A 22,852-nucleotide genomic window follows, 5' to 3' on the forward strand; every position below is an offset into this window, starting at 1 on the left:
AAAATGATAGAAGTAGTAAAGGGGATAATAGAGAAATGAAAAAAATATTAAGTGTGCTTCTAGTTGTTTTCTTAACGTTTTCAGCGTGGTCTAGTGTATTAGTAAAGGCAGCTTCATCAACCAAAGGTTCTTTAACGATTCATAAGTACGAACAAGAAAAAGATGGAACAACAGGAGTAGAAGGTGATGGTTCCGCAAATCAAGAGGTGCCAACAAATGCGAAACCGTTAAAAGGTGTAACGTTTGAAGTAATAAGGGTTGCATCGTTTGAAAAAATTTCAAATGATGGAAAAATCGTGAAAGAAGATGTGAAACCTGTAACGGGGGCAACTCCGTCTCAAGTAGTAACTGATGATAACGGACAAGCTGTATTAAAAGATCTTCCGCTAGGACGTTATGAAGTGAAAGAGGTGGCAGGCCCTCCACATGTTAACCTAAATCCAAATACGTATACAGTAGATATTCCATTAACGAATAAAGAGGGTAAGGTGTTAAACTATGATGTTCATATGTATCCAAAAAATGAGATTAAACGCGGTGCAGTTGATTTAATAAAAACTGGTGCAAACGATAAAGCATTAGCGGGTGCAGCATTCTCTGTATTTAAAAAAGATGGAACAGAAGTGAAAAAAGAGTTAGTAACGGATGCTAATGGTCATATTCGTGTGCAAGGATTAGAGTATGGAGAATACTATTTCCAAGAAACAAAAGCTCCGAAAGGCTATGTGATAGATCCAACTAAACGCGAGTTTTTTATTAAGAACTCCGGAACAATTAATGAAGATGGAACAATTACTTCTGGTACAGTAGTTAAAGTAGAAGTGAAAAACTATGAAGAACCAACTATTGATAAAAAGATTAACGGGAATTTGGAAGCGCTACCGATAAATCCGTTAACTAATTACAATTATGATATTAAAACATTAATTCCAGAAGACATTAAAGAATACAAAAAATATGTGGTAACAGATACTTTGGACAATCGTTTAGTGATTCAAGGAAAGCCAATCGTGAAGATTGATGGAGCGGAAGTAAATGCAAGCATTGTAGATGTAACTGTAGAAGGTCAAAAGGTAACAGCTACAGTAAAAGACTTTACAAAATTAGATGGTAAAAAAGAATTTCATTTACAAATTAAATCACAAGTAAAAGAAGGAATACCATCTAGTTCGGAAATTTTAAATACAGCAAAAATTGATTTTACAAATAAAAATGATGTAATTGGAGATAAAGAATCTAAACCAGTAGTTGTTGTTCCGACAACTGGAATTATTGAGTTATCAAAAATTGATGGTGATGATAAGAAGGAATTAAAAGGTGCAGAGTTTGTACTTAAAGATAAAAAGGGGAAAATAGTTGTTGTAGCAGGAAAAGAAGTAATAGGTGTATCAGATGAAAATGGTGTTATTAAATGGGCTAACATTCCATACGGAGACTATCAAATTTTTGAAACGAAAGCACCAACATATACAAAAGAAGATGGTACAACAGCTTCTTATCAATTATTAAAAGACCCAATTGATGTAAAGGTTAGCGAAAATAATCAAACGGTTAAATTAACGATAGAAAATAATAAAAGTGGATGGATTCTTCCAGTAACGGGTGGTATAGGAACGACTCTTTTTACTGTACTAGGTCTTATGTTAATGGTAACAGCAGCGTTTGTTTTCTTTAGGAAAAAGTTTGCTAATAAATAAAGTTTTAGGAACATGTAACCATGTGATGTAAAAAGGGGAGAAGCAAAATGCTTTCCTCTTTTCGATATTTTAGTATATACAGAGGTGGAAATATGAAACGAAATCTTCTTTTAGGAGGTATTTTTTTATTTGGATTAGGTATTTTTTTATATCCTACTATTAGTAATTGGTTGGCGACTCGTGCTCATTATTCTGAGATTAGTTCTTATGATAAGAAGATTAAAGCGTTACAAAAGAAAGAAATTGAACGTAGGGAAAAAGAAGCAGCCGACTATAATAAACAAGTCCAAACTTCCAAGCAAACATTTGCAGATACATTTGCTGAGGAAAATAGTATTCAACAAGCGTATGCCGATGCGTTAAATTTAGGTGATGTAATGGGGTATATTGAAATATCGAAAATTAAAATAAAACTGCCAATTTATCAAGGTACCTCTGAAGAAGTATTGAGTCGGGGGATAGGTCATTTGGATTATTCGTCACTCCCGGTAGGCGGTGAGAATACGCACACTATTTTAACCGGGCATCGTGGTTTACCATCAGCAAAGTTATTTTCAGATTTAGATAAGTTGAGTGAAGGAGATCTTTTTTATATTCACTCTTTAGACAAAATTCTTGCCTATAAAGTAGATCAAATTAAAGTAGTTTTACCACACGAAACGGACGATTTGCAAATTGTGGAAAATAAAGATTATACAACATTAATTACATGTACGCCTTATGGAGTAAATACAAATAGATTGCTCGTTCGAGGTGAGCGTGTAGAGTTCAATCAGAAAGAAAAACAAGAAATAAGTACAGAGGTATTTATGTTTAATAAGTGGATGGTAATAGTTCCAATCCTATTGTTATGTGCGTTTCTAGTCGTAATTAATAAGAAAAAAATAACTAGATAGATTGTATGTATCCCGCAATAATGGGCAGTGGATCCATTAATTTAGGGATAAGCAAGGAAGGTATAGAAGGGATGAAGTAAATCCGTACTGATTAAAGTTCACTTTTTTTAACTGTAGAAAAAATACGGTAAAGGTGGGAACAAGGAAATTGAGGCTACGATTAAAGCTGGTAAGTATTCATTTAATGGTTTTGTTAATGATATGTGTAAGTTTTGTCATATATGTACCAAAAGAAGTTTATGGATCCATGGTAGACTTAAAAGGTTTAGGTGACATATCGCGTTATAATGCGATTATCTTTGGGAACCATAAAGCAGTTGGTGGAGACGTTGAAGGTGCAATCGCAGTTCAAGGTGATATGGATGCATCAGGTTATACGATTGTAGGTGCAGCGGCAGGTACATCTAATATAGTTGGCGAAAAATGGAGTGATGAAGGATATCCGTCTTTGTTATTGTCTGGAAAATTTAAAAAATCAAGAGAGGAATCTTTTATCATTCAAAACGGAATAGTCGTTATGACAAAAGAGAGTGATCCAGATCGTACAATACAATCTTCTTATGATCGTATTGTTTTTAAAGAAAAACAAGAAATTGATGCGAAATTCAATGAGTTTCGTAACATAGTGAACCAAGTCAATCAAGATGCAGGTCAATATAAAACGAATACCCCAATTCCAAACATGAGTTTTGGCATTGGAAAAGAGATAAACAATCCTAATATTTATGTTTCATCAGAATTGACAGGGAAAATAAATTTAGAAATAAGAGATGTATTTTTACCCAATGCTAAGGACAAAGATTTTATTGTTATGTATTCGGATGCAAGAGAGATTACCTTTAATAAGGGGTCTATTTTATATGACACGAACGATATAGGAAGGGCTACGGATATAATTCCTACATCACAACCCTATTCTTCTGATTCACCATTTACTGAGCTATATGGGAAAGTGGTTTGGGTTTTTCCTAATGCGAAAAAAATCACAGCAGAGGGGTATGGTGTTGTTGGAAGTGTATTTGCTCCAAATGCTGTATTAGAAACAAAAGGCGGTTCAATTAATGGACAAGCATTTGTCGGTACAGTGCAACAAACTGGTGGATTCGAATTTCACAATTTCAAATTTAACTGGAAACATTGGAACAAGCCTAGTACAGGGAAAATAAAAATAAAAAAAGTAGATAGTAATAATAATGATAATAAATTAGCAGGAGCAAAGTTTCATATAGAAGATTCAAACGGAAAAGTAGCTGGAGAGTTAATAACAGATGAAAAAGGAGAAGCGATATCTAAAGATTTACCAATAGGAAACTATAGCCTTGTAGAAGTAGAAGCGCCTAAAGGTTATGAATTATTGAAAGATAAAGTAGTTGTAAAAGTAGAAAAAGATAAAGTGATAGAAATGAAAATAGAAAATAAAAAATTGCCAGATCCAATAGGGAAAATAAAGCTTGTGAAAGTAGACACAAATGATAAAAATAAAAAGCTAGCAGGAGCAAAATTTCATATAGAAGATTCAAAGGGAAAAATAGTCGGAGAGCTAATAACAGATGAAAAAGGAGAAGCGATATCTAAAGATTTACCAATAGGAAACTATAGCTTAGTGGAAGTAGAAGCGCCTAAAGGCTATGAATTATTGAAAGATAAAGTAGTTGTAAAAGTAGAAAAAGATAAAGTGATAGAAATGAAAATAGAAAATAAAAAATTGCCAGATCCAATAGGGAAAATAAAGCTTGTGAAAGTAGACACAAATGATAAAAATAAAAAGCTAGCAGGAGCAAAGTTTCATATAGAAGATTCAAAGGGAAAAATAGTCGGAGAGCTAATAACAGATGAAAAAGGAGAAGCGATATCTAAAGATTTACCAATAGGAAACTATAGCTTAGTGGAAGTAGAAGCGCCTAAAGGTTACGAATTATTGAAAGATAAAGTAGCTGTAAAAGTAGAAAAAGATAAAGTGATAGAAATGAAAATAGGAAATAAGAAATTGCCAGATCCGGGTGGGAAAATTGAAATTGAGAAAGTGGATGGCAAGGATATCAATTTAAAACTAAAAGGTGCTGTATTTCAAGTGTTAGATAAAGAAGGGAAAGAAGTTGCTAGATTAACAACAGATGAAAAAGGAAAGGTGATTTCCAGGCAATTAGTACTAGGAAAATATACGATTAAAGAAATAAAAGCACCAAACGGATATATGTTACTTAGAGATCCAATAGAGGTAGAAATTACAGAGGCAGTAAGGACACAAAAAATAACAGTAAAAAATGCGAAGAATAATTGGATGATTCCTAATACTGGTGGCAGTGGTACAACAATTTTTTATGTGGTTGGTATTTTGGTAATGTTTGGTGTGTTATATTTCTGTAAGAAAAAGCATGTGTAAATAGTTATGAAAACAGTACATATAATGAACTGTTTTCATAACGTTAGACAGATTTCGCATTAGACAATTTTAATGGCATGAGTTCGGTATTGTACCGGGCTCATGCTACTGAATTTCCACTTAATTCGTTTGTTGTGATAATAATCACTATATTTTTATGACGTTTAACAATTCATTTTTTCGCTAAAGTACCATATAACGGAATAATAGAAAAGTTACATTCGACTGAATGGTTTTATTTAATAAATCCAATTTGCTTCTTAGTTCATTCAGAAACTACTTTAAACTTTTCTCTCATATTAGAGGAGGGATATATGTTTCTTAATTTGTTGCAGCAGGAAAGGTTATAGTAAACATAGAATATATTGATAAATCAAAATGTTTACGGGGTGAAAATGATGGTAATAAAACAAGATGAAATTAAAGTAGTAGTTGGAGCTGGAGTGTTTAATAATAATCCAGGTTGGATTCAAACGCAAGAAGATGAACTTAATTTACTAGACAATACCACTTGGGAAGAAAGATCTGAATACAATTCTATTTCAGCTATTTTAGCTGAGCATGTATGAGAACATCTTACGTTTGAAGAAGGTGTAAAAGCAGCTGAAATTTGTTATGAATTTTTAAAACCATCTGGTCATATTCGGTGCGGAGTCCCTGATGCATTCTTTCAGGATGAGGCATATCAAAATATAGTTCAAATAGGGGCCCTGGTCCGAAAGCTCATCCAGCAGCAAGTCATAAAATCGTTCATAATTACAAAACATTAACGAAAATGTTTGAAACGGCTGGATTTGAGGTAGTTTTACTTGAGTATTGTGATGAAAATGGTCAATTTTATTACAACGAATGGGATGCGAATGACGGTGTTATTTTCCGTTCGAAAAGGTATGATTCTAGAAATCGAGGCGATAAACTTGGTTTTCCATCGTTAGTTGTTGACGCAATTAAAAGATAAGTCATTCAAATAAAGTAGGTATGAGTGCATGAGTCGCAAATGCGGCTTTTTTATTTGTGCTGTAATTATAATAAATCAATGAATTTTCAAAATGTCATCTACACATTAAATTAATATTTAGTTGCCATAGAGATTTCTTTTATGCATAAATTCGTGTAAAATAAGAACATACATTCTGTACGTGAGTGAGGGGAAGAAATATGTTAGCTGAGATAGAGAAACAATCTAATGGGTATATTGTAAAATTTGAACGCCAATTTCCTTATACGATAGAGGAAGTTTGGTCTGTGTTAACTGAAAACAGTAAGCTTAAAAAATGGATGTCTAATTTGCAGATTGAAAATCTTAAAACAGGTGGAATGATAAAGTTCGATATGATGGACGGTTCATTTTTAAATATTGATATTTTAGAGTGTCAACTAAATGCAGTACTTGAATTCAAATGGGATAAAGGTCGTGTCCGATTTGAAATACATAAAGCAGGAAATGGATCCCTATTACTTCTTAAAGAATTCATTCATGAATTAACAGATCATACACCGAAAGATATTGCTGGTTGGCATATTTGTTTAGAACTTTTTTCTTCCGTGTTAGAAGGAAAAGAGAAGGAATTTCCAAAAGATGAGTGGCAACAATGGTTTGGAAAATACAAGGTTAAGATTCATGAACTGAAAGGTTAATTACATAATTGGTAATATTAATTGTGTAATTATTATATTATAAAAATGTTTTTTAAAGAAAATAAGAATAGAGGTTAATATGAAAGTAAATCAATTAATTGCTAATAACATAAATAAATTAGATGCAACTATACCATTTAATAAATCGTTTGGAATTGCTGGTTTATCTGGATCGGGTAAAACAACTTTTTGCCAAACAATTGGTGAAGAGTCAAAAAAACGATTAGTTTCTTTATTACCAAAGGCTGAATATCAATATTTATTTCCTAACATTATGGAAACAAATTTTAGTGCTATTAAGATGGAAGAAATGCCATTAGTACTTTTTCTAGGAAAATCATCGATTTCGTCTAATCCGCGTTCAACGATTGGTACTCATACTGGTGTTTTTACAGCGGTTCGGGAAAAACTTGCTGAAGTATTTAATCTTTCTCCAGAGGTCTTTTCATTTAATAATCAACTAGGCTGGTGTACTGGTTGTAAAGGTCGTGGTACTACAAAAAATGTTGAGTGTAAAAAATGTAAGGGAAAACGTTATAGTGAAGAAATTGAACAATATGAAATTGATTTGTTCGCTAATCCGCATTCAATTTCAAATATTAATGATTTAAGTGTTGAATCTATTCTTTCACTAGCAAAAGAATTAAATATTAGTGAAGAAAAACAGCATATACTGCAAAATATTATTAATATGAACATTGGCTATTTAACATTAAATCGAATTATGGGTACGTTGTCAGGTGGAGAATTAACACGACTTTACTTAGCTGAATTCATGGCAGTAAGTGAAAATGCAGTAATTATTATTGATGAGATTTCTGTGGGGCTTGATCATGTAACATTATTACAAATATTAGAAGAAATCAAAAAGTTAGGGTGCAAAAATCAAATTTGGCTCATTGATCATTCAGATACAGTACTGGATACGACTGATGAGCAATTATTCTTTGGACCTGGTAGTGGAAAATATGGCGGGAAAATTGTGAAAGAATCACCAAGACCAAAGCCAATACTGTCAGAACGAAATAACGAAATGCCAACAGAATATTATACATTTCGCGAATTATATTGTCGAAATATCCAAATGACTAAATTTCAGATTCCTAAAAATAGACTTGTAACTGTTACAGGGGAATCAGGATGTGGAAAATCTACACTTGTTAATGAATGTATCGCTAAAGATTTTCAAAAGCGATATCCAAAAGACAAACTTGTTATGGTAGGACAAGATCGCAATCAGTCAATTACAAGTCGATCAACCGTTGCTACTTTCCTTGATATTAAAAAGAAACTGACAAAGTATAGTGAAGAAATTGATGATATTTTTGAACGTTCAATTGAGGATATTATTGATGATCTTCCAAATGAAGATATCGTATATAAGCGCTTGAGTTTACTAATCAAATTAGGACTCGGCTATTTAACATTAGAAAGAAAAACACAAACATTATCAACAGGTGAGTTTCAATGTGTTCATTTAGTGTCGGAGTTATTTGCCAACACAAGAAACCCACATACTTTATTTATTTTTGATGAGCCTTCAAAAGGTTTATCACAAAATATTTTAAATCAATTTATAGATAGTGTCAGAGGGATTTTACAAGATGAATCAGTCTCAATCATAATGATTGAACATAATAGTTACATGTTAGAAAGCTCTGATTATATAGTTGATTTTGGAAAAAGGCAGAATGAATCTGTAGAGCATTTGGATGTTAGTAGTCATGATGATTATTATCGTCAAAAAAGTAGTGTGAAAAAGGCTGCACAAATACATATTTCTTCAACGCTCAAGCGTAAAGAAGGAATTCACTATGTAAAAGAAAATCATATTAACTATTTTAAAAATGCTGAAAACGTCTATAAGGGGGGGATTTTAAAAAGTTTATCATCAATGGCCCGATTAATTTATGGCGAATATGAATCTGATACAATTGCACCAATAATTGCTATTGATCTTGAAAGACATTTGTATAGTCAATATAGTTTCTTATATGAGATTGGTGGATTAATTAATCAAATTATAGCTGCCCATCCAACCAATAAAGATACGAGAAGTTTTGATTTTTATTCACAGGATAATCACTGTCCGTCTTGTTCAGGTCGCCTTAAGATTGAAGTCTTTAATAAAGACATTACAATACAAGATAAAAATGTTCCATTTTGGGATGGTTTATTCGATCCGGAAATCATGAAAGTATTGAAATTTTATCAATATGAAAAAATAGAATTTTTATTTGAAGAAATTAAAAATGAACTCGGTCATGATTTATCAAAGAGCTATAATGATATGTCAGAAGAAGAAAAACATACATTTTGGTACGGGTATTTTGAAAAATCATTTTATGATAAGAAAGGTAAGACACGTAGAACATGGGTAGGATTTAATACGATCATTGGTGGATATATTGTTATTTCTAAAGCAGCTATTAAAGAACAAATTAAGGAATCTAAAGAAATCATGACATGTCCAATTTGTGAGGGGACGGTTTTAAATCATCATAAACCGCTTAAGTTTGGAAACTCAGACATTCGTGAAATAATTAATCAGCCTATGGATGAAGTGTTGAACACAGTTGGTGATTTACCGGCACTCGTTAAATTGAAGTTTATAATAGGTGGAGATATGAGATTGACAGAAGATGTTTCTTTATTGCCAAGAAAAGCACAAGTCGCACTGAAAATGTTTGAATTAGAACAAGCAAGTTTTTCAAACTATGAAATGGTGTTACAAAATGTTTTACCATTCTGGGACGAAATTAAAGGGAATATAGAATCCATTAGCGCCAATAATCAAGTAACTATTTGTGATTTTTCTAATGTTTATGAAACAAGAGAAACCATTATAGATCAGTATTTCACAAATGGAAAATATAAAAAACTAACATATGTATACGAAGCATTTGGTTACAAAAAATTAGTTACACAAATTAATAAAGTTAAAAAAAGCAACCCATGTCCATTTTGTAACGGAAAGAAAGTTATAACTGAAGATAATCTACATGATGGCGTGTTTAAATTAACAATTCCATGTGTAACTTGTAATGCAAGTGGTATTAATGATGAAGGGCTTAAAGAAATTGTTGATGGCATAGATGTGCAAACATGGTTAACTGGAACAGTTAGTGATGTTGTGGATGAAAGTTTATTAACGGAGGCTGTTGCACAAATACCGATTTTTAATCGTATTCGTGAGTTGGATAAACGAGATATGATGGCGGTTTATGAATGTCTGGAGATTAACAAGTAAAATTTTATTAGTTTATGTGTTATTAAAACCACTAATACAATTAATATTAAGCGTATATTCTTAATGGTGAATGTAATAGCACAGTATGATTATTACGAAATAACGAAAGAAGATCCAACTTCTTAATATCAAAATTAAGAAGTTGGATTTTTTAGTATTTTTATGTCCCACATACAATATTTCTCACTACGGAAAGAAGTATAAGTGGAAGGGAGAATGAAAACTAAAAGGGATAAAAGGTTGATATATTATGTAATAATTATATTATAAAAGTGGAAATTAGAGATAAATATAGGTCATGAGTGCTGATTGTGTGTAAACCTTTTTGTTTTATTATCTGATTTTTTAAATTTAACAGAAATATATACTTGAATGAAGTATATATTTCTGTTAAATTTATCCTATGGACAGAACAAGTTTAATTAAAGGCCATTTAGAAATGTGTGTATTATCGATTTTATCGAGAAAGAAAAGTTATGGATATGAAATCATGAAAGAGCTTGAAGTACACAATTTAAAGTTGAAAGGAGTAGGAAGTATTTATCCCATTTTAACTAAGTTGAAAAATCAAGAATGGGTTAATACATATCAAGAAGTAACAGCCAGTGGCAAAGTTAGAATTTATTATGAAATTAATGACAGCGGGAAAATAAGACTTGAGAAGAAAATTAATGAGTGGCTAGAATTGCAATCTGATATTCAAACATTATTAAAAAGCGGTTTGAAAGGAGACCTTTTGAAATGAGGAATGAACTAAAAGGTAAAGAACAGCAATTTTTAACTGACGTACTTAAAGAGTTAAAGCAATACGATATAAGCATAGAAGAAAGGGAAAATATTAAATGACAATTATTAGAACATTTTCAAGAATGTCGTGAAGATGGCGAGGATAGTATAAATAATCTAGGAACTCCTCAATTATTTGTTCAAGATTTTTTGGAAATAAATGAAATTGATATACGAGTAAAAATGAAACAATTTCAAAATGAAAATGGAAAATCAAATGCACTACTATTAAGTGGCATATTCATCGCATTTATTACTTACCTCATCTCACAAACTACACTTTCAATATTTTTAACTGAATCATTTCATTCAACTCATAGTAAAAATTCATTTAATTATAATCTTTTATATCGTATAGCAGAGAATCAGTGGTGGAACTATGTATTAATAATGATTAGTTTTACACTCTCTATATTAGTATTTATTAGCCTAGTAAGTTATAAAAAAAGAAAGCTATCCAAAGTATAATGAAGAAAATTATCTATAAAGTATTTCAAATTTGTATTCTTTGTAATGTATTAATATTATGTATCGTACATCCAAAAGTTTATGCTGAGCAAAATATTAAAGTTACTTTAGATAAGTACATTGAAAAATTTATAAAGGAGCAGAACATTCCAGGAGCTTCTGTTGCAATTGTACATCATAAAGATGTATTCTTCGCAAAATCGTGGGGAATTACTGGAGAGTCTGAAAAAAAGGTAACTAGTAAAACACCGTTTGCCATCGGTTCAATAAGTAAATCTTTAACAGCTTTAGCTATAGTAAAGTTAATAGAAGATAAAAAAATAAAACTAGAGGATCCAGTTCAACAACATCTCCCTTGGTTTAAACTAAAAGATACTCAATTAACCTCGAATATAACAATCCAACATCTACTAACTCATACGAGTGGAATAAATACATTTGAAGGTTTAGCATTATCAGATAAGCAATTAAAAAGTTCTACATCATTAAAAGAAAATGTAATGAAACTTTCAAATGTTAAATTAACTGCTCCACCAGGGGAAATATATCAATATAGTAATGCGAATTATATTGTTTTAGGTGCACTTATTGAGGAAGTAACAAATGAAACATATTCTTCATATATGGAAAAGCATGTTTTTCAGCCATTAAAAATGAATGGTGCGGCAACAAATAAAGATAGTGCATATGAAAAAGGATATTTAACAGGCTATCAATCTTGGTTTGGTATACCAAGAAAAAGTGAAGTGTCCTATGATAATGCTGGGGCACCGTATGGTTATATTACGGCGAATTTGGAAGATATGATTCAATATATTATGTTTTTAAATCGCCAAGAGCACACTCAATTTTTAAAGAGAGAAAACATTGACCTTTATCTATCACCACTTTATAAAATAAATCCAGAAAAAAGTTATGGGTTTGGATTAAGAACAACGAATTTAAATGACAACGAAACGATGATTTGGCATTCAGGATCTACCCCCGATGCTCATGCTGAAATGTTTACTTTCAATAATAGCGGCTGGGGTGGTGTGATTTTAACGAATAAAAATCATGTATTAGAAGAGGCGACACTAGTGGTATTGAAAAAGGGAATTATTAGTATTTTGAATGGTGAAGAACCTCATGAAGTTCCTAAAAATATCCCAATCACACAAATTGTTATGTCGTTAGTTATACTTACACTTTCCGTTACATCAATTATGTTAATTAAAAAATATAAACATAAGAAAAACCGTAAAAAATTCAATTGGTTTTTCATAGGGAGTCTATTTCTAATATTATCAATTATTTTAATCCCATCTCTTACTTATAGCACAAATTCACCGTGGCATACGATTGAAGTATTTTCAGCAGATGTAGCTTTACTAACTAGAATTATAATAATCTTATTTGCTGTAAACGGACTAATATCAATCTTAATTGCCTTAAGAAGGCAGAAAGAAGGTAATTAATTAAAGAATTATAGTTCAAGTTGTTATAAACAGTTGACTCTCACACGATGTCATTGTTTAAAATGAAGTTGAGCTTCGAAGTGGATGGGAATTTTTAGGAGGAAACCATGTTTAAAATTGGAGATTTTTCAAAATTATCTTCCATTAGTATACGTATGTTGAGACACTACGATAAAGTGGAGCTATTACAGCCAGTAAAAGTCGATGAGCAAAGTGGTTATCGATATTATTCAGCGGCTCAACTAAAGAAAGTAAATCAAATTCAAACGTTAAAAGGTATGGGGTTTAATATTGCTACCATCAAAGAAATAATAGAATGCGATAATATAGATAGTAAAAAAGAGCAATTTTTAAATCGTAGTGCTCAAATTAAAGAAGACATGAATAACCTCCAAAAACAATTACGTCTCCTCGAAAACTCAATGAAAACGATGAGAGAGGATGTTGTTAAGATGAATTATCATGTTTCAATAAAAGAAATTCCAGAAAGAAATGTAGCTACTGTTAGAAAGGTTATTCCATCGTATAATTGTGAAGGCGATTTATGGAGTATATTAATGCAAGAAATTCATATGAAAAATATTAGTATGGCTCACCCGAGTTATAGTATCGCTGTCTTCCATGATCAAGAATACAAAGAAAATGATGTGGATATAGAAATACAGCTAAATATCTTAGGAAAGCATGAAAATACAAAAGATGTTCATTTTCAAAAAATAGAGCCAATCAAAGTAGCTTCTATAACAGTAAGCGGAAGTTATGAACAAATGACAAACGTAAATGAAGCAGCCGCAAAATGGATTGAGACGGAAGGTTACGAATTAGCAGGCCCGATGTTTAATATTTATCATGTGAGCCCAGCGATGGAACCGGATCCTAATAAGTGGGTTACAGAGGTTTGTTATCCAGTTAAATGATGATAAAGAAAAAAGGCATTATTTATATGCCTTTTTTCTTTATCAACTTATCCATAAATATTAAGACAAATTACTTCTAGATTCGATTCGTCAACTACTAGCACTACTTTATTTGCAAATGTACAAAATGAGCGGATTGTAATGGATTCCTTTAATGAATCCTCTAAAAACCAACCTGTTGGTACTAAAGAAATGCAGCCATCTTTTTGGAAATTTCAGCAGTGTTTACATTAGCAACAAAAGCGACCGTAATAAGGGGCTTTTGTCTTAAATAATTTAATGATATGTGTATCCTCCATCAGGAAATAATACACTAGCCGTAGTAAACCCATTTTGCATTAAATACAGGACAGTATGTGCAATTTCATCATTATGCCCAGGTCTCTGTACAAGAGAAAGAGACTTATAATCTTCATAAGCAGCTAGTCTTTTTTCGTTTTGTTCATTCTCTCTTCGTATCGTTCCAGGAGAAACAACATTAACTCTAATCGGAGCTAATTCAACAGCTAGAGCTTTTCCTAAACTTTTAATAGCACCATTACAAGCTCCATAAGCAGGTGCGCCTTTAAGTGGTCTTTGACTAAATGCACCAGACATTAACACGATAGATCCAGAGTTTGAAAGAAAAGGAATGGCATATTTTACGGCATAATATTGAGGCCAAAACTTTCCGATAAAGCTACTTTCAGCAACTTCCTCCGTAGCGGTTATTGGCCCAAGTGTGTAAGAAGCTCCAGGTGTGAATAAATGATTAAATTTCCCGATATCCTTGAAAAAATCTTGTAATTGCTCTTTATTTTGATTATCCAATACAAAAGTTTGAAGGTGATTGTTATTTATTAATTCTTGAGCAGCCTTTAGCTTTTCTTCTGAGCGTCCGGCAATAATAACATGTGCACCTTGTTCAATTGCTTGTGTAGCTGTTGCTAATCCTATACCAGAACTCCCGCCAATAATAACGATTCGTTTATCTTTTAATGTAGTAAAAGACATGATTAAGTCTCTCCCTTAATATAAAATTAAAAATAAATGTGTGTTGTTTTTATTATTCGTTAAAAAATGGTTATTGAAAAGTACGCACTTTACTTGTACTTAGTCGCAACTTTCGTACTAATGAGTCAGTGAACGGAGAAATAACATGAAAAATTATTTATTATGATCTATGATGGGATTGGAGAGGAGAGGAGAGGAGAGGAGAGGAGAGGAGAGGTGAGAAGATGGATTTACAAGAACCTAAATTAAAAGGGGTAATAGCGACATTACAAATAATCGGTGGGAAATGGAAGCCATTGATTTTATTTATTTTGCTAACAGATGGAACGAAACGGTTTGGTGAATTAAAGAGATTAATACCCGATATATCTCAAGGAACATTAGCGAAGCAGCTTCGTGAATTAGAGCAAGATCAACTAATAAAACGTGAAATGTATCAAGAAATACCACCTAAAGTGGAATATAGCTTATCTGAACATGGAAAAACGGTAAGCGCTGTGTTGGATAGTATGTGTGGTTGGGGTAGGGGACATTTAGAATTTATTGATAATAATAGACTATAAAATTATTATGTAAACTAAATGTTTTTGTAGAAAGGTACTTTTTTAGTAATTTGTATTTTATAATATATAATTAAATAATGTTATTACACATAAAATCTTCCAATTGAGGTGGGGTAGATGAAATCCTATATTATTAGAAGTAACTAGTAGTTCGGGGATGAAAAATGCATACTTGATATAAAAGAAGCTTTACGAAAATATAAACTATGAGTCTATATTGAGAATCATCAGTATTAAACATTTCATGCATTTTACAAAGGGGAAATAATAAAATGAACGAATTAGAGTACATAAACTTTTATGATAAAGTAGGAAGATTAAATGGGTGGGATTTCAGTAAGCTGAAATGTGAAACGGTAGGAGACACTTGGGACTTTTATGGCGAAGTGAAAGAAAGATGCAAACCATCAGACATGCTACTTGATGTAGGTACAGGTGGAGGAGAAAATGTACTTAACATAGCATCTTCAGCTAAATTGTTAATTGGAATAGATAATTCTAATGGCATGATTGAAACAGCACATTCCAACTTGAAAAAAGCAGGTGTACAAAATGTTGAGTTTCTCCAAATGGGTTCTGAAGCTTTAACGTTTCCGCATGCTTATTTTGATATTGCTTCTAGTTGTCATGCACCGTTTCTAGCATCTGAGTTAGCAAAAGTAATGAAAAAAGGTGCTTTTTTCTTAACACAACAAGTTTGTGAACATGATAAATTAAACCTTAAAGAAGCATTTGGCAGAGGACAATGCTTAGGTGAAAGAGATGGCACTTTAAAAGAAAAGTATATGAGTGAACTTATTAGTGCAGGATTTGAACTCGTGCAAGTACGTGAATATGATGTTACTGATTATTACAGTACACCTGAAGATCTCATTTTCTTATTAAAACATACGCCTATTATTCCTAATTTTGGAGAAGGGGAAGAGGATTTTACTATTTTACAAAAATTCATCGACCCGAATAGTTCTGAAAAGGGGATTCATACGAATTCAAAGAGGTTTATGATTATTGCTGTTAAATTATAATATATTTTAGTGTGAAAGCTTATTTTCTATTAAAGAAAATAAGCTTTTTTGTATGGAAAAGAATGCAGGAAAAACTTGAAAATAATAGAAATAAGTTAAGCGTTAATCAAAAAATCGAAATATGGAGGATAATTGTTTTGAAACGTTACTATATTAACAATGAAAAATTAAACGTACATATTACTGAATGGGGAGAAAAGGATAAACCCGTTATTTTTTGTTTACATGGATTAGGTAGTACAAGTTTAAGTTTTATAGAAATCGCAGAAGAACTAAAGGAAGAGTATAGACTTATATCCATTGATGCACCTGGGCATGGTAAAACACCGCCCTTTGAAAGAACAAAAGATTATGAGATGCAAAACTTAGCAAATTGGTTAAATGAAATAATAAATGAACTAAAAATTGAACATTTTTATTTTCTATCACATTCGTGGGGAAGTTTTGTAGCGCTATTTTATTTATTACATAATCCAGAAAAAGTATTAGGAAGTATTCTCATTGATGGAGGGTACCAAACGAAAAGGCTTCAAGAAGAAACGTTGGAAGAAGAAATTGCTTATTATGAAAAGGACTTTGAAGAGTATGTTTTTAATAGTTGGGATAATTTCTTTAAAAGTGAAAAAGAAGTGTATACAAGATGGTCTCCATTATTAGAACTTGCAGTTAAGGATCTTGGTATAGAAATAGATAATAAAGTATGGTGGCATGCGAGGGGTACAACAGCTGGTAATATCGTAAGAGGTATGCATAAGGATGAAACGATAGATATATATGAGAAGCTGCCAGCTAATATTGTATTACTTCGAGCTACAGTTCCACAAGTTTGGGCGGATTATAGAGATAAGACAGTAAATGTTTTCAAAGAGAAAACTGACAGTATAGTAAAAGTAGTACCTGATACTACACACATGTTGCACTGGGATAAACCAGAAATTATTATAGCGGAAATAAAAAATAATTGGAGCTAACATATTCATACTAAAGTTGTAGTTTCTATATGAAAAATCCATCCTTCCGTTTGATTTTATCTATTTATAAGTGTAATACAATACGAATAGATAATAAGAAATGAGAGGGAATGTAAAGTGATTACACATATATCAGATATAAAACTACAAACGGTTTCCATAGAAGGGGTAAAACAAGTTTATAAGGACATATTATCTTTTCCAATAAAAAAAGAAACAGCATCATTTATTCAATTTGAAGTAACACCTTATACAACAATTAGTTTTCAAGAAGTGTATGAACCAATCGCACCTGCACATTTTGCTTTTGAAATCCCATATTCAAAATTCCATGAAACAGTAAGATGGTTAAAGGACGCTGGATTACTCATTGTGAAATGGAAAAATGGAAATGTAATTGGTGAAGAGAATGGTCTATTCAATTTATACTTTAAAGACGGTGATGGAAATCTTCTTGAAATTATCGCACATAGTTATATTAATGAAGAGGTATTAGTTCCACATTCACCGTTAAACGTTTTATACGTAAGGGAAATTGGTCTTCCTGTTAAAAGTGTACCTGTATTTACGGAGTGGTTGAAATCAAATTTAAATATGAGAACGATGGAAGATGGGGACATTTTCAATTTTGTTATAGGTGGCACTGCATACATCGTTGCAACTTGGTGGCAGCGACCTTGGATTCCAATTGCGATGAAAGCTTTACCACCGAAAGTACATGGTTCTTTCGGAACACCAGATCAAGCATTTTTACAACGAATACAAAATAATTTGAAGAAAAATAGTGTTCCATATGAATGTAAACATAATGAAGTATTATTTATTGAGCAGGGATATGTATTTTCAATTGTGCATACGCCAGAGTTTCATTCCGATATTCCTAAGAAATTAAACTTACCGCTTTCTATTTAAGGATGGAAAGCGGTAAGTTTTTTTGTATATTCGTGAAGAGGGTTTTAGTTAGGATTATAATGAATTTATAGAGAAGTGCAAGGTGTTATTCTAATTTATTTTAAGGGGAGAAATGAAGTGATTTTAGGTAATCCAATTGCAAAAGGGAATACAGCGGAAATCTATATGTATGATAATAAGATTGTGAAATTATTTAAAGAATATCTTCCAGATACAGAGTCTACAAATGAAGCAAAAAAACAAAAATATGCTTATTCATGTGGACTACCAGTTCCGAACGTATTTGAAGTGACAAAGATACAAAATAGACAGGCAATTATTATGGAATATGTAAAAGGGGAAAGTATTGGCGAACTCCTGCTTAATAATCTAAATAAGGCAGAACATTACATCAATATTTGTATTAATGAACAAAATAAGATTCATGCTATATGTGTGAATATAGATGAAATGGAACCAATGAGAGAAAGGTTAGAGCGTCAAATTAAATCTGTACATACATTGGATGAAAGCAAAAAGAAAAATATTTTACAAAAATTAGATTCAATTGTATTTGATTCTAGGCTATGTCATGGAGATTTTCATCCATTTAATTTGATTTTGAGTAACGATAACGTAAAAATTATAGACTGGATAGATGCAAGTTCAGGTGATATTCGTGCAGATGTATTTCGTACATATTTATTGTACGCTCAGGCCTCAGTAGAATTAGCTGAAATGTATTTACATATGTATTGTAGAAATACTGGCTTATCACGAGATGAGATTTTTCAATGGGCTCCAATTATTATTACAGCTAGATTTGCTGAGAAGATATCTCCGCAAAACGCAGTTTATTTAAATGGAGTGCTAGATCAGTATGTATAACTTTTAAAAATCCGACCTTGTAAGCAAGTAATTTACGTATATATAATGTTGTTCAACTATAGATATACTAGTCGTTAAACAACATCTGCTTTACATATTGATTAGGGAATGTTTACTTTTAAATATAAAACTAATAATTACATATTGTATTTAAAGATTTTAGGGAATGGATCATGTTATAAACCACAAGAAATATCAAATGAAAGAAACGTATACCTCTTATTATTTTTAGTGAGGAGTGAAGTAAATGAATGAGCATATACAGCAAATGATTGATTGGATTGAGGCCAATTTGAGGAAGGCATTCTCATTGGATAAATTATCGCATTACATGGGATATTCCCCTTATTATTGTTCTTTCAAATTTCATCAAGTAACAGGTGTCAGCATTAGGCGTTATGTTCTTCTTAGAAGATTGTATTTATCTACGGAGGACTTGACGAACGGTAGAAAGATAATAGATATCGCAATGGATTACTATTACTCTTCGCAAGAGGCTTATGGTAGAGCTTTTAAAACTGTTTTTGGTATAACCCCAAAAGATTTCCAACTTAACAAGATGCCTGTTCAATCATTTGTTAAACTCAATATAAATAAAGAAGAGGAGTTTAAAATGAATATTTCTAGAAAAATAGAGGTTGAGCAGTTGCGAAATAGGAAATGTGAACTGTTCGATAAAGACGTACTAAATATATTAAATGGCCAATTTATGTATGAAGAATTTAAAAACGAAAAATTAATGGGAGAGTCTGATTACGCCCCATTTAATGAAGCGATGTGTGTAAATGCTTCTAGTACACAAATTTTTGATGAAGAATTCATTGGAGTAAGAGCGAGGGGGCATAATAGTTCAGTAGAGAATTATATAAAAAAGGTTATAGATCCATTAGAAAAGTTTTTTAAGAATAATTATGAATGTATTGTTTTATGGTTTGGTGAAGATATGTTTTGCCAAATGAACCTAGTGACAATACTTTCTTATCTTGAGCAGTCAGGCTATGAGGGGAGAGTGATTTTAAATAGCTTTAGGGAAGATGAATTCAAAGTCAGTCAAACTGAACTTAAGTTAGGTAACTATTGTTCTGTATACAAAGAGGTATTGGTAAACCAAAGAAAACCATCTGTGGATTTACTCCCAGTGATGTATCAGGCTATAAAGTTATATTTAGAGATGTTAAAAGAAGATAATGCTGTAACAAAATTCATCTACAAAAATAAAGAATTATCAAACCAAGAATTATTAATAAAGTTGTTTCATCTTTTTCCCGCAATCGGATATGGAGATTCTCAGTACATAGAACTTATTAATAAAATAAAGAAGAAAGCTGCACCTAAAATATAGGTGCAGCTTTCTATTTATATACGTTCAAGTGAATCTAACTCTTCTTCTACAAATAGCATTAATTCTTTAATAGTTTCACCAGAGAAATCAAAACGAATACCAGCTGCTTCATACACTTCTTTTATAGATTTTGAGCTTCCTAGTGATAATGCCTTCCTATAATTATTTAGTGCTTGTTTAGGATTTTCTTTATATTGTTTATACATTTGCAGTGCACCAAGTTGTGCGATTGCATATTCAATATAATAGAATGGTACTTCAAAAATATGAAGTACTGGCAACCAACTCGTTGCTATCCAGTTTTCGTAACCATCAATATGTATGACGCTAGACTGATAATGTTTTTGAAGTTGTAAGTATTTTCCATTTCTTTCCTCAGTAGTATGATTAGGGTTTTCATACAGCCAGTGTTGGAACTGATCTACGATAAGCATAACAGGTAAATATGAAATAACATCTTTAAAGTAGTTGATTTTTGCTTGTTTTAAATCTTCTTTGTCTGTATAGAAAGTATCCCAATAGTCTATTGTGAATACTTCCATTGTCATACTAGCTAGTTCAGCCGTTTCAGCGGGAATTTCTATATACTGTCGTAATTCTAATGGTTTTACGCACTCGTTATGAATGCTATGACCCATTTCATGTATGAAAGTAATAATATCATCTTGTGTATAGTTTAGGTTCATAAAAATAAAAGATAATTGAGAAGCAGGTAAGTACTCACAAAAACCACCAGCTGCTTTTCCTTTACGACTTCCTAAATCTAAGCAATCATGAGTATACATTTGGTTTAATAAAGCTGAAAATTCAACATCTAGTTTATTGAAGATATAAGTGCATTTTTCAATTAAATCTTTTTCATTTGCAATTGGTTTAAGCACTTTTTGATCAGGTGCTACAGCTGTTACATCCCATGGGCGAAGCATATCTACTTGTAGTTTCTCTTTTTTCTCTTGTAATATTTTATCTTTAAGTGGTACAACGTACTCTCGTATTGATTCGGCTAGTTCATAGCAATCTTTCGCTGTATAATCAAAACGCTCATATTTTTTAAACATATAATCACGATAATTCTCTACTTGAATGTTTTTTGCTTTTTGGTGGCGAATGTTAATTAATGTATTTAAGATGCTTTGGAGTTCTTTTTCAACAGATAAAAACTGTTCAGAAATAATTGTTTTTGCTTTTTTACGGATGTCACGATTCGGATTTTGTAAATAGGATTGTAATTCCGTTATCGTTTTTTCTTCGCCGTCCCAATTTCCACTTAGTCCTCCTGTAATTTCAAAGTACTCTGTTACTAATTGGTCTTCTTTAATTTCTAATTCGATATTTTCCTCGCAAAATAAAGTTTGAGCATTTTTTGTTTTTACATCTAATAAACCATATACTTTAGAATCTAATTCCATTCGAAATGGTGACTGTAAGTATTTATTATTAAATAAATTTTGATAACGTTTTAAAAGTGGCTTTACAAATTGTTGATCATGTTCAAAAGTATCTTTTATTTCTTTATTATCTGTATTACTTTGAAAGGCGATATAGTGTAATCGTAATTGTTCTTCGATTTCCCAAATTAATGTAGATTGTTCTTTTAACCAGTGTTCAAGGTCTAGTTTTGAAGAAATCTTTTTATTTATTAAAGTTGAAAGAGCTTGTTCCAATTCAAGTATATTACTAATATCAATCGTATTTACGCGCTGCATTATATATCCCTCACTTTTTATTTACTTAAGGAAGTATTCTTTTTCTTTATTACAATCCCTTTTTTTCCTAAAAAGTTTGTGCCCACTACTCCAAGAACAATCAGAATTGTGCCGATGATATGGTAGTATGCGATTTGTTCATGTAAGAATGCAACTCCTGCGATAATGGTAATAAGTGTAGATAAATTGCTGAAAACACTTATTTTAGCTGCTTCAATATAAGATAATGAATAGTTTAATAACAATGCGGTCAGTAAAGAAGATAGTAATCCTAAATATAAAATGGAAATAAGAAATGTTCCATTCATAAATGGCTTAAAGAATATAGTTAATGTACCTTTGTTTATATGGCTAGTGATAGCAATTACATTAAAACTAATAAAACCAATCGCTGTCATTGTGTAAGTTAGATCCATTAGCCTGAAATTCTTTGTCATTTTTCGAGCTAACACATTATAGCAAGCAGATGATAATGCCGATAACAGAATAAGATTAACACCGATGAGACTAGTTTCATGAGCCCCTAAACCATTCATGATAAATATATAAACGACACCGATGACAGAAATGAAAACAGAGATTTTTTGCCATATATTCGTATATTCTTTTAAAAAATAAGAAGCTAATATCATCGTAAATATAGGAATTGCCGCTTGGATAATTCCAGCTTCAGATGAGCTTGTATACACTAAGCCAAACGCTTGGAAAGCAAAAAATAGTGCTGGATAAAATATTGCAATTGGTAAAAGGGCAAGTATGTTTTTAAACGATATATTTAACTTTACAAAACCGAAAATAACGGGAATGCTTGCAGCTACGAAAGCAATTGTAAAACGATGAGCAAGAGTATCAAGGGGGCTCGTAACTGTTAATGCTAATTTCACAAACATAAAGGAGAATCCAATAATAAATGAATAGAGTAATGCTGATAAATATGCCTTTGTTGTATGTTTCATAATTTCACCTCATAGTAGTTGATTT

General features: G+C 31.6%; 17 protein-coding genes and 3 pseudogenes. 16 read left to right on the plus strand and 4 right to left on the minus strand.

Going from position 1 to position 22,852, the window contains the following annotated elements; all coding sequences use genetic code 11:
- The first annotated feature begins 35 nt into the window (after nt 1–35).
- The 3 genes from ACS2MN_RS03090 to ACS2MN_RS03100 all read left to right on the plus strand — a co-directional run bounded on the left by ACS2MN_RS03090 (nt 36) and on the right by ACS2MN_RS03100 (nt 4,976).
- The gene (locus tag ACS2MN_RS03090) at nt 36–1,697 is read left to right on the plus strand and encodes a SpaA isopeptide-forming pilin-related protein (RefSeq protein WP_346994188.1); all 1,662 of its coding nucleotides are present in this window, start codon (nt 36–38) and stop codon (nt 1,695–1,697) included.
- 92 nt (nt 1,698–1,789) lie between these two features.
- On the plus strand, nt 1,790–2,593 hold the full coding sequence (locus ACS2MN_RS03095) for a class C sortase (protein ID WP_346994187.1): 804 nt from the start codon (nt 1,790–1,792) through the stop codon (nt 2,591–2,593).
- A gap of 148 nt (nt 2,594–2,741) precedes the next feature.
- Nucleotides 2,742–4,976, plus strand: a complete 2,235-nt coding sequence (locus tag ACS2MN_RS03100; protein WP_438894658.1) for a SpaA isopeptide-forming pilin-related protein — start codon at nt 2,742–2,744, stop codon at nt 4,974–4,976.
- Between the two features lie 59 nt (nt 4,977–5,035).
- Here the strand turns inward: ACS2MN_RS03100 and ACS2MN_RS03105 are convergent.
- A pseudogene (locus tag ACS2MN_RS03105) lies at nt 5,036–5,116 on the minus strand (IS3 family transposase); the annotation flags it as partial.
- 255 nt (nt 5,117–5,371) lie between these two features.
- Between ACS2MN_RS03105 and ACS2MN_RS03110 the strand changes: the two are divergent.
- The 7 genes and pseudogenes from ACS2MN_RS03110 to ACS2MN_RS03140 all read left to right on the plus strand — a co-directional run bounded on the left by ACS2MN_RS03110 (nt 5,372) and on the right by ACS2MN_RS03140 (nt 13,492).
- A pseudogene (locus tag ACS2MN_RS03110) lies at nt 5,372–5,934 on the plus strand (class I SAM-dependent methyltransferase).
- Nucleotides 5,935–6,134: 200 nt separating this feature from the next.
- Complete coding sequence (locus tag ACS2MN_RS03115; protein ID WP_000879006.1) at nt 6,135–6,614, plus strand: SRPBCC family protein; 480 nt, start codon at nt 6,135–6,137, stop codon at nt 6,612–6,614.
- Between the two features lie 79 nt (nt 6,615–6,693).
- Nucleotides 6,694–9,864: an ATP-binding cassette domain-containing protein gene (locus ACS2MN_RS03120; protein WP_346994185.1), complete on the plus strand. Its 3,171-nt coding sequence runs from the start codon at nt 6,694–6,696 to the stop codon at nt 9,862–9,864.
- Nucleotides 9,865–10,267: 403 nt separating this feature from the next.
- Nucleotides 10,268–10,609 (plus strand): PadR family transcriptional regulator, encoded by a 342-nt coding sequence (locus ACS2MN_RS03125; protein ID WP_000376294.1) that lies wholly within the window; start codon nt 10,268–10,270, stop codon nt 10,607–10,609.
- Nucleotides 10,606–11,118, plus strand: a pseudogene (locus ACS2MN_RS03130) (hypothetical protein). The gene ACS2MN_RS03125 and the pseudogene ACS2MN_RS03130 overlap by 4 nt, the downstream one beginning before the upstream one ends.
- On the plus strand, nt 11,118–12,575 hold the full coding sequence (locus tag ACS2MN_RS03135) for a serine hydrolase domain-containing protein (protein WP_000721129.1): 1,458 nt from the start codon (nt 11,118–11,120) through the stop codon (nt 12,573–12,575). Before ACS2MN_RS03130 ends, ACS2MN_RS03135 begins: the two are co-directional and overlap by 1 nt.
- 107 nt (nt 12,576–12,682) lie before the next feature.
- Entirely contained in the window at nt 12,683–13,492 is an 810-nt protein-coding gene (locus ACS2MN_RS03140) for a MerR family transcriptional regulator (protein ID WP_087969214.1), read from the plus strand.
- A gap of 276 nt (nt 13,493–13,768) precedes the next feature.
- On the opposite strand, the gene ACS2MN_RS03145 is transcribed toward ACS2MN_RS03140, so the two are convergent.
- Nucleotides 13,769–14,485, minus strand: coding sequence for an SDR family oxidoreductase (locus tag ACS2MN_RS03145; protein WP_346994184.1), 717 nt, complete (start codon nt 14,483–14,485; stop codon nt 13,769–13,771).
- 224 nt (nt 14,486–14,709) lie between these two features.
- Between ACS2MN_RS03145 and ACS2MN_RS03150 the strand changes: the two genes are divergently transcribed.
- The 6 genes from ACS2MN_RS03150 (at nt 14,710) to ACS2MN_RS03175 (ending at nt 20,165) form a co-directional block, all read left to right on the plus strand.
- Nucleotides 14,710–15,048 carry a winged helix-turn-helix transcriptional regulator gene (locus tag ACS2MN_RS03150; protein WP_000365531.1) on the plus strand — a complete coding sequence of 113 codons (339 nt, stop codon included), beginning with the start codon at nt 14,710–14,712 and terminating at the stop codon, nt 15,046–15,048.
- Between the two features lie 272 nt (nt 15,049–15,320).
- Nucleotides 15,321–16,073, plus strand: coding sequence for a class I SAM-dependent methyltransferase (locus ACS2MN_RS03155; RefSeq protein WP_346994183.1), 753 nt, complete (start codon nt 15,321–15,323; stop codon nt 16,071–16,073).
- Between the two features lie 137 nt (nt 16,074–16,210).
- On the plus strand, nt 16,211–17,044 hold the full coding sequence (locus ACS2MN_RS03160) for an alpha/beta fold hydrolase (protein WP_000833431.1): 834 nt from the start codon (nt 16,211–16,213) through the stop codon (nt 17,042–17,044).
- A 117-nt stretch (nt 17,045–17,161) separates the two neighbouring features.
- On the plus strand, nt 17,162–17,956 hold the full coding sequence (locus ACS2MN_RS03165) for a VOC family protein (protein ID WP_000627934.1): 795 nt from the start codon (nt 17,162–17,164) through the stop codon (nt 17,954–17,956).
- A gap of 117 nt (nt 17,957–18,073) precedes the next feature.
- Nucleotides 18,074–18,823: an aminoglycoside phosphotransferase family protein gene (locus tag ACS2MN_RS03170; RefSeq protein ID WP_000600421.1), complete on the plus strand. Its 750-nt coding sequence runs from the start codon at nt 18,074–18,076 to the stop codon at nt 18,821–18,823.
- Nucleotides 18,824–19,070: 247 nt separating this feature from the next.
- Nucleotides 19,071–20,165 (plus strand): helix-turn-helix domain-containing protein, encoded by a 1,095-nt coding sequence (locus ACS2MN_RS03175; RefSeq protein ID WP_001002089.1) that lies wholly within the window; start codon nt 19,071–19,073, stop codon nt 20,163–20,165.
- Between the two features lie 14 nt (nt 20,166–20,179).
- Here the strand turns inward: ACS2MN_RS03175 and ACS2MN_RS03180 are convergent, their stop codons facing one another.
- Complete coding sequence (locus tag ACS2MN_RS03180) at nt 20,180–21,871, minus strand: M3 family oligoendopeptidase (protein WP_001190006.1); 1,692 nt, start codon at nt 21,869–21,871, stop codon at nt 20,180–20,182.
- Between the two features lie 17 nt (nt 21,872–21,888).
- Nucleotides 21,889–22,827: a DMT family transporter gene (locus ACS2MN_RS03185; protein ID WP_000683319.1), complete on the minus strand. Its 939-nt coding sequence runs from the start codon at nt 22,825–22,827 to the stop codon at nt 21,889–21,891.
- Nucleotides 22,828–22,852: the final 25 nt, after the last annotated feature.

The organism is Bacillus cereus group sp. BceL062 (assembly GCF_051780025.1).
Lineage (GTDB): Bacteria > Bacillota > Bacilli > Bacillales > Bacillaceae_G > Bacillus_A > Bacillus_A toyonensis.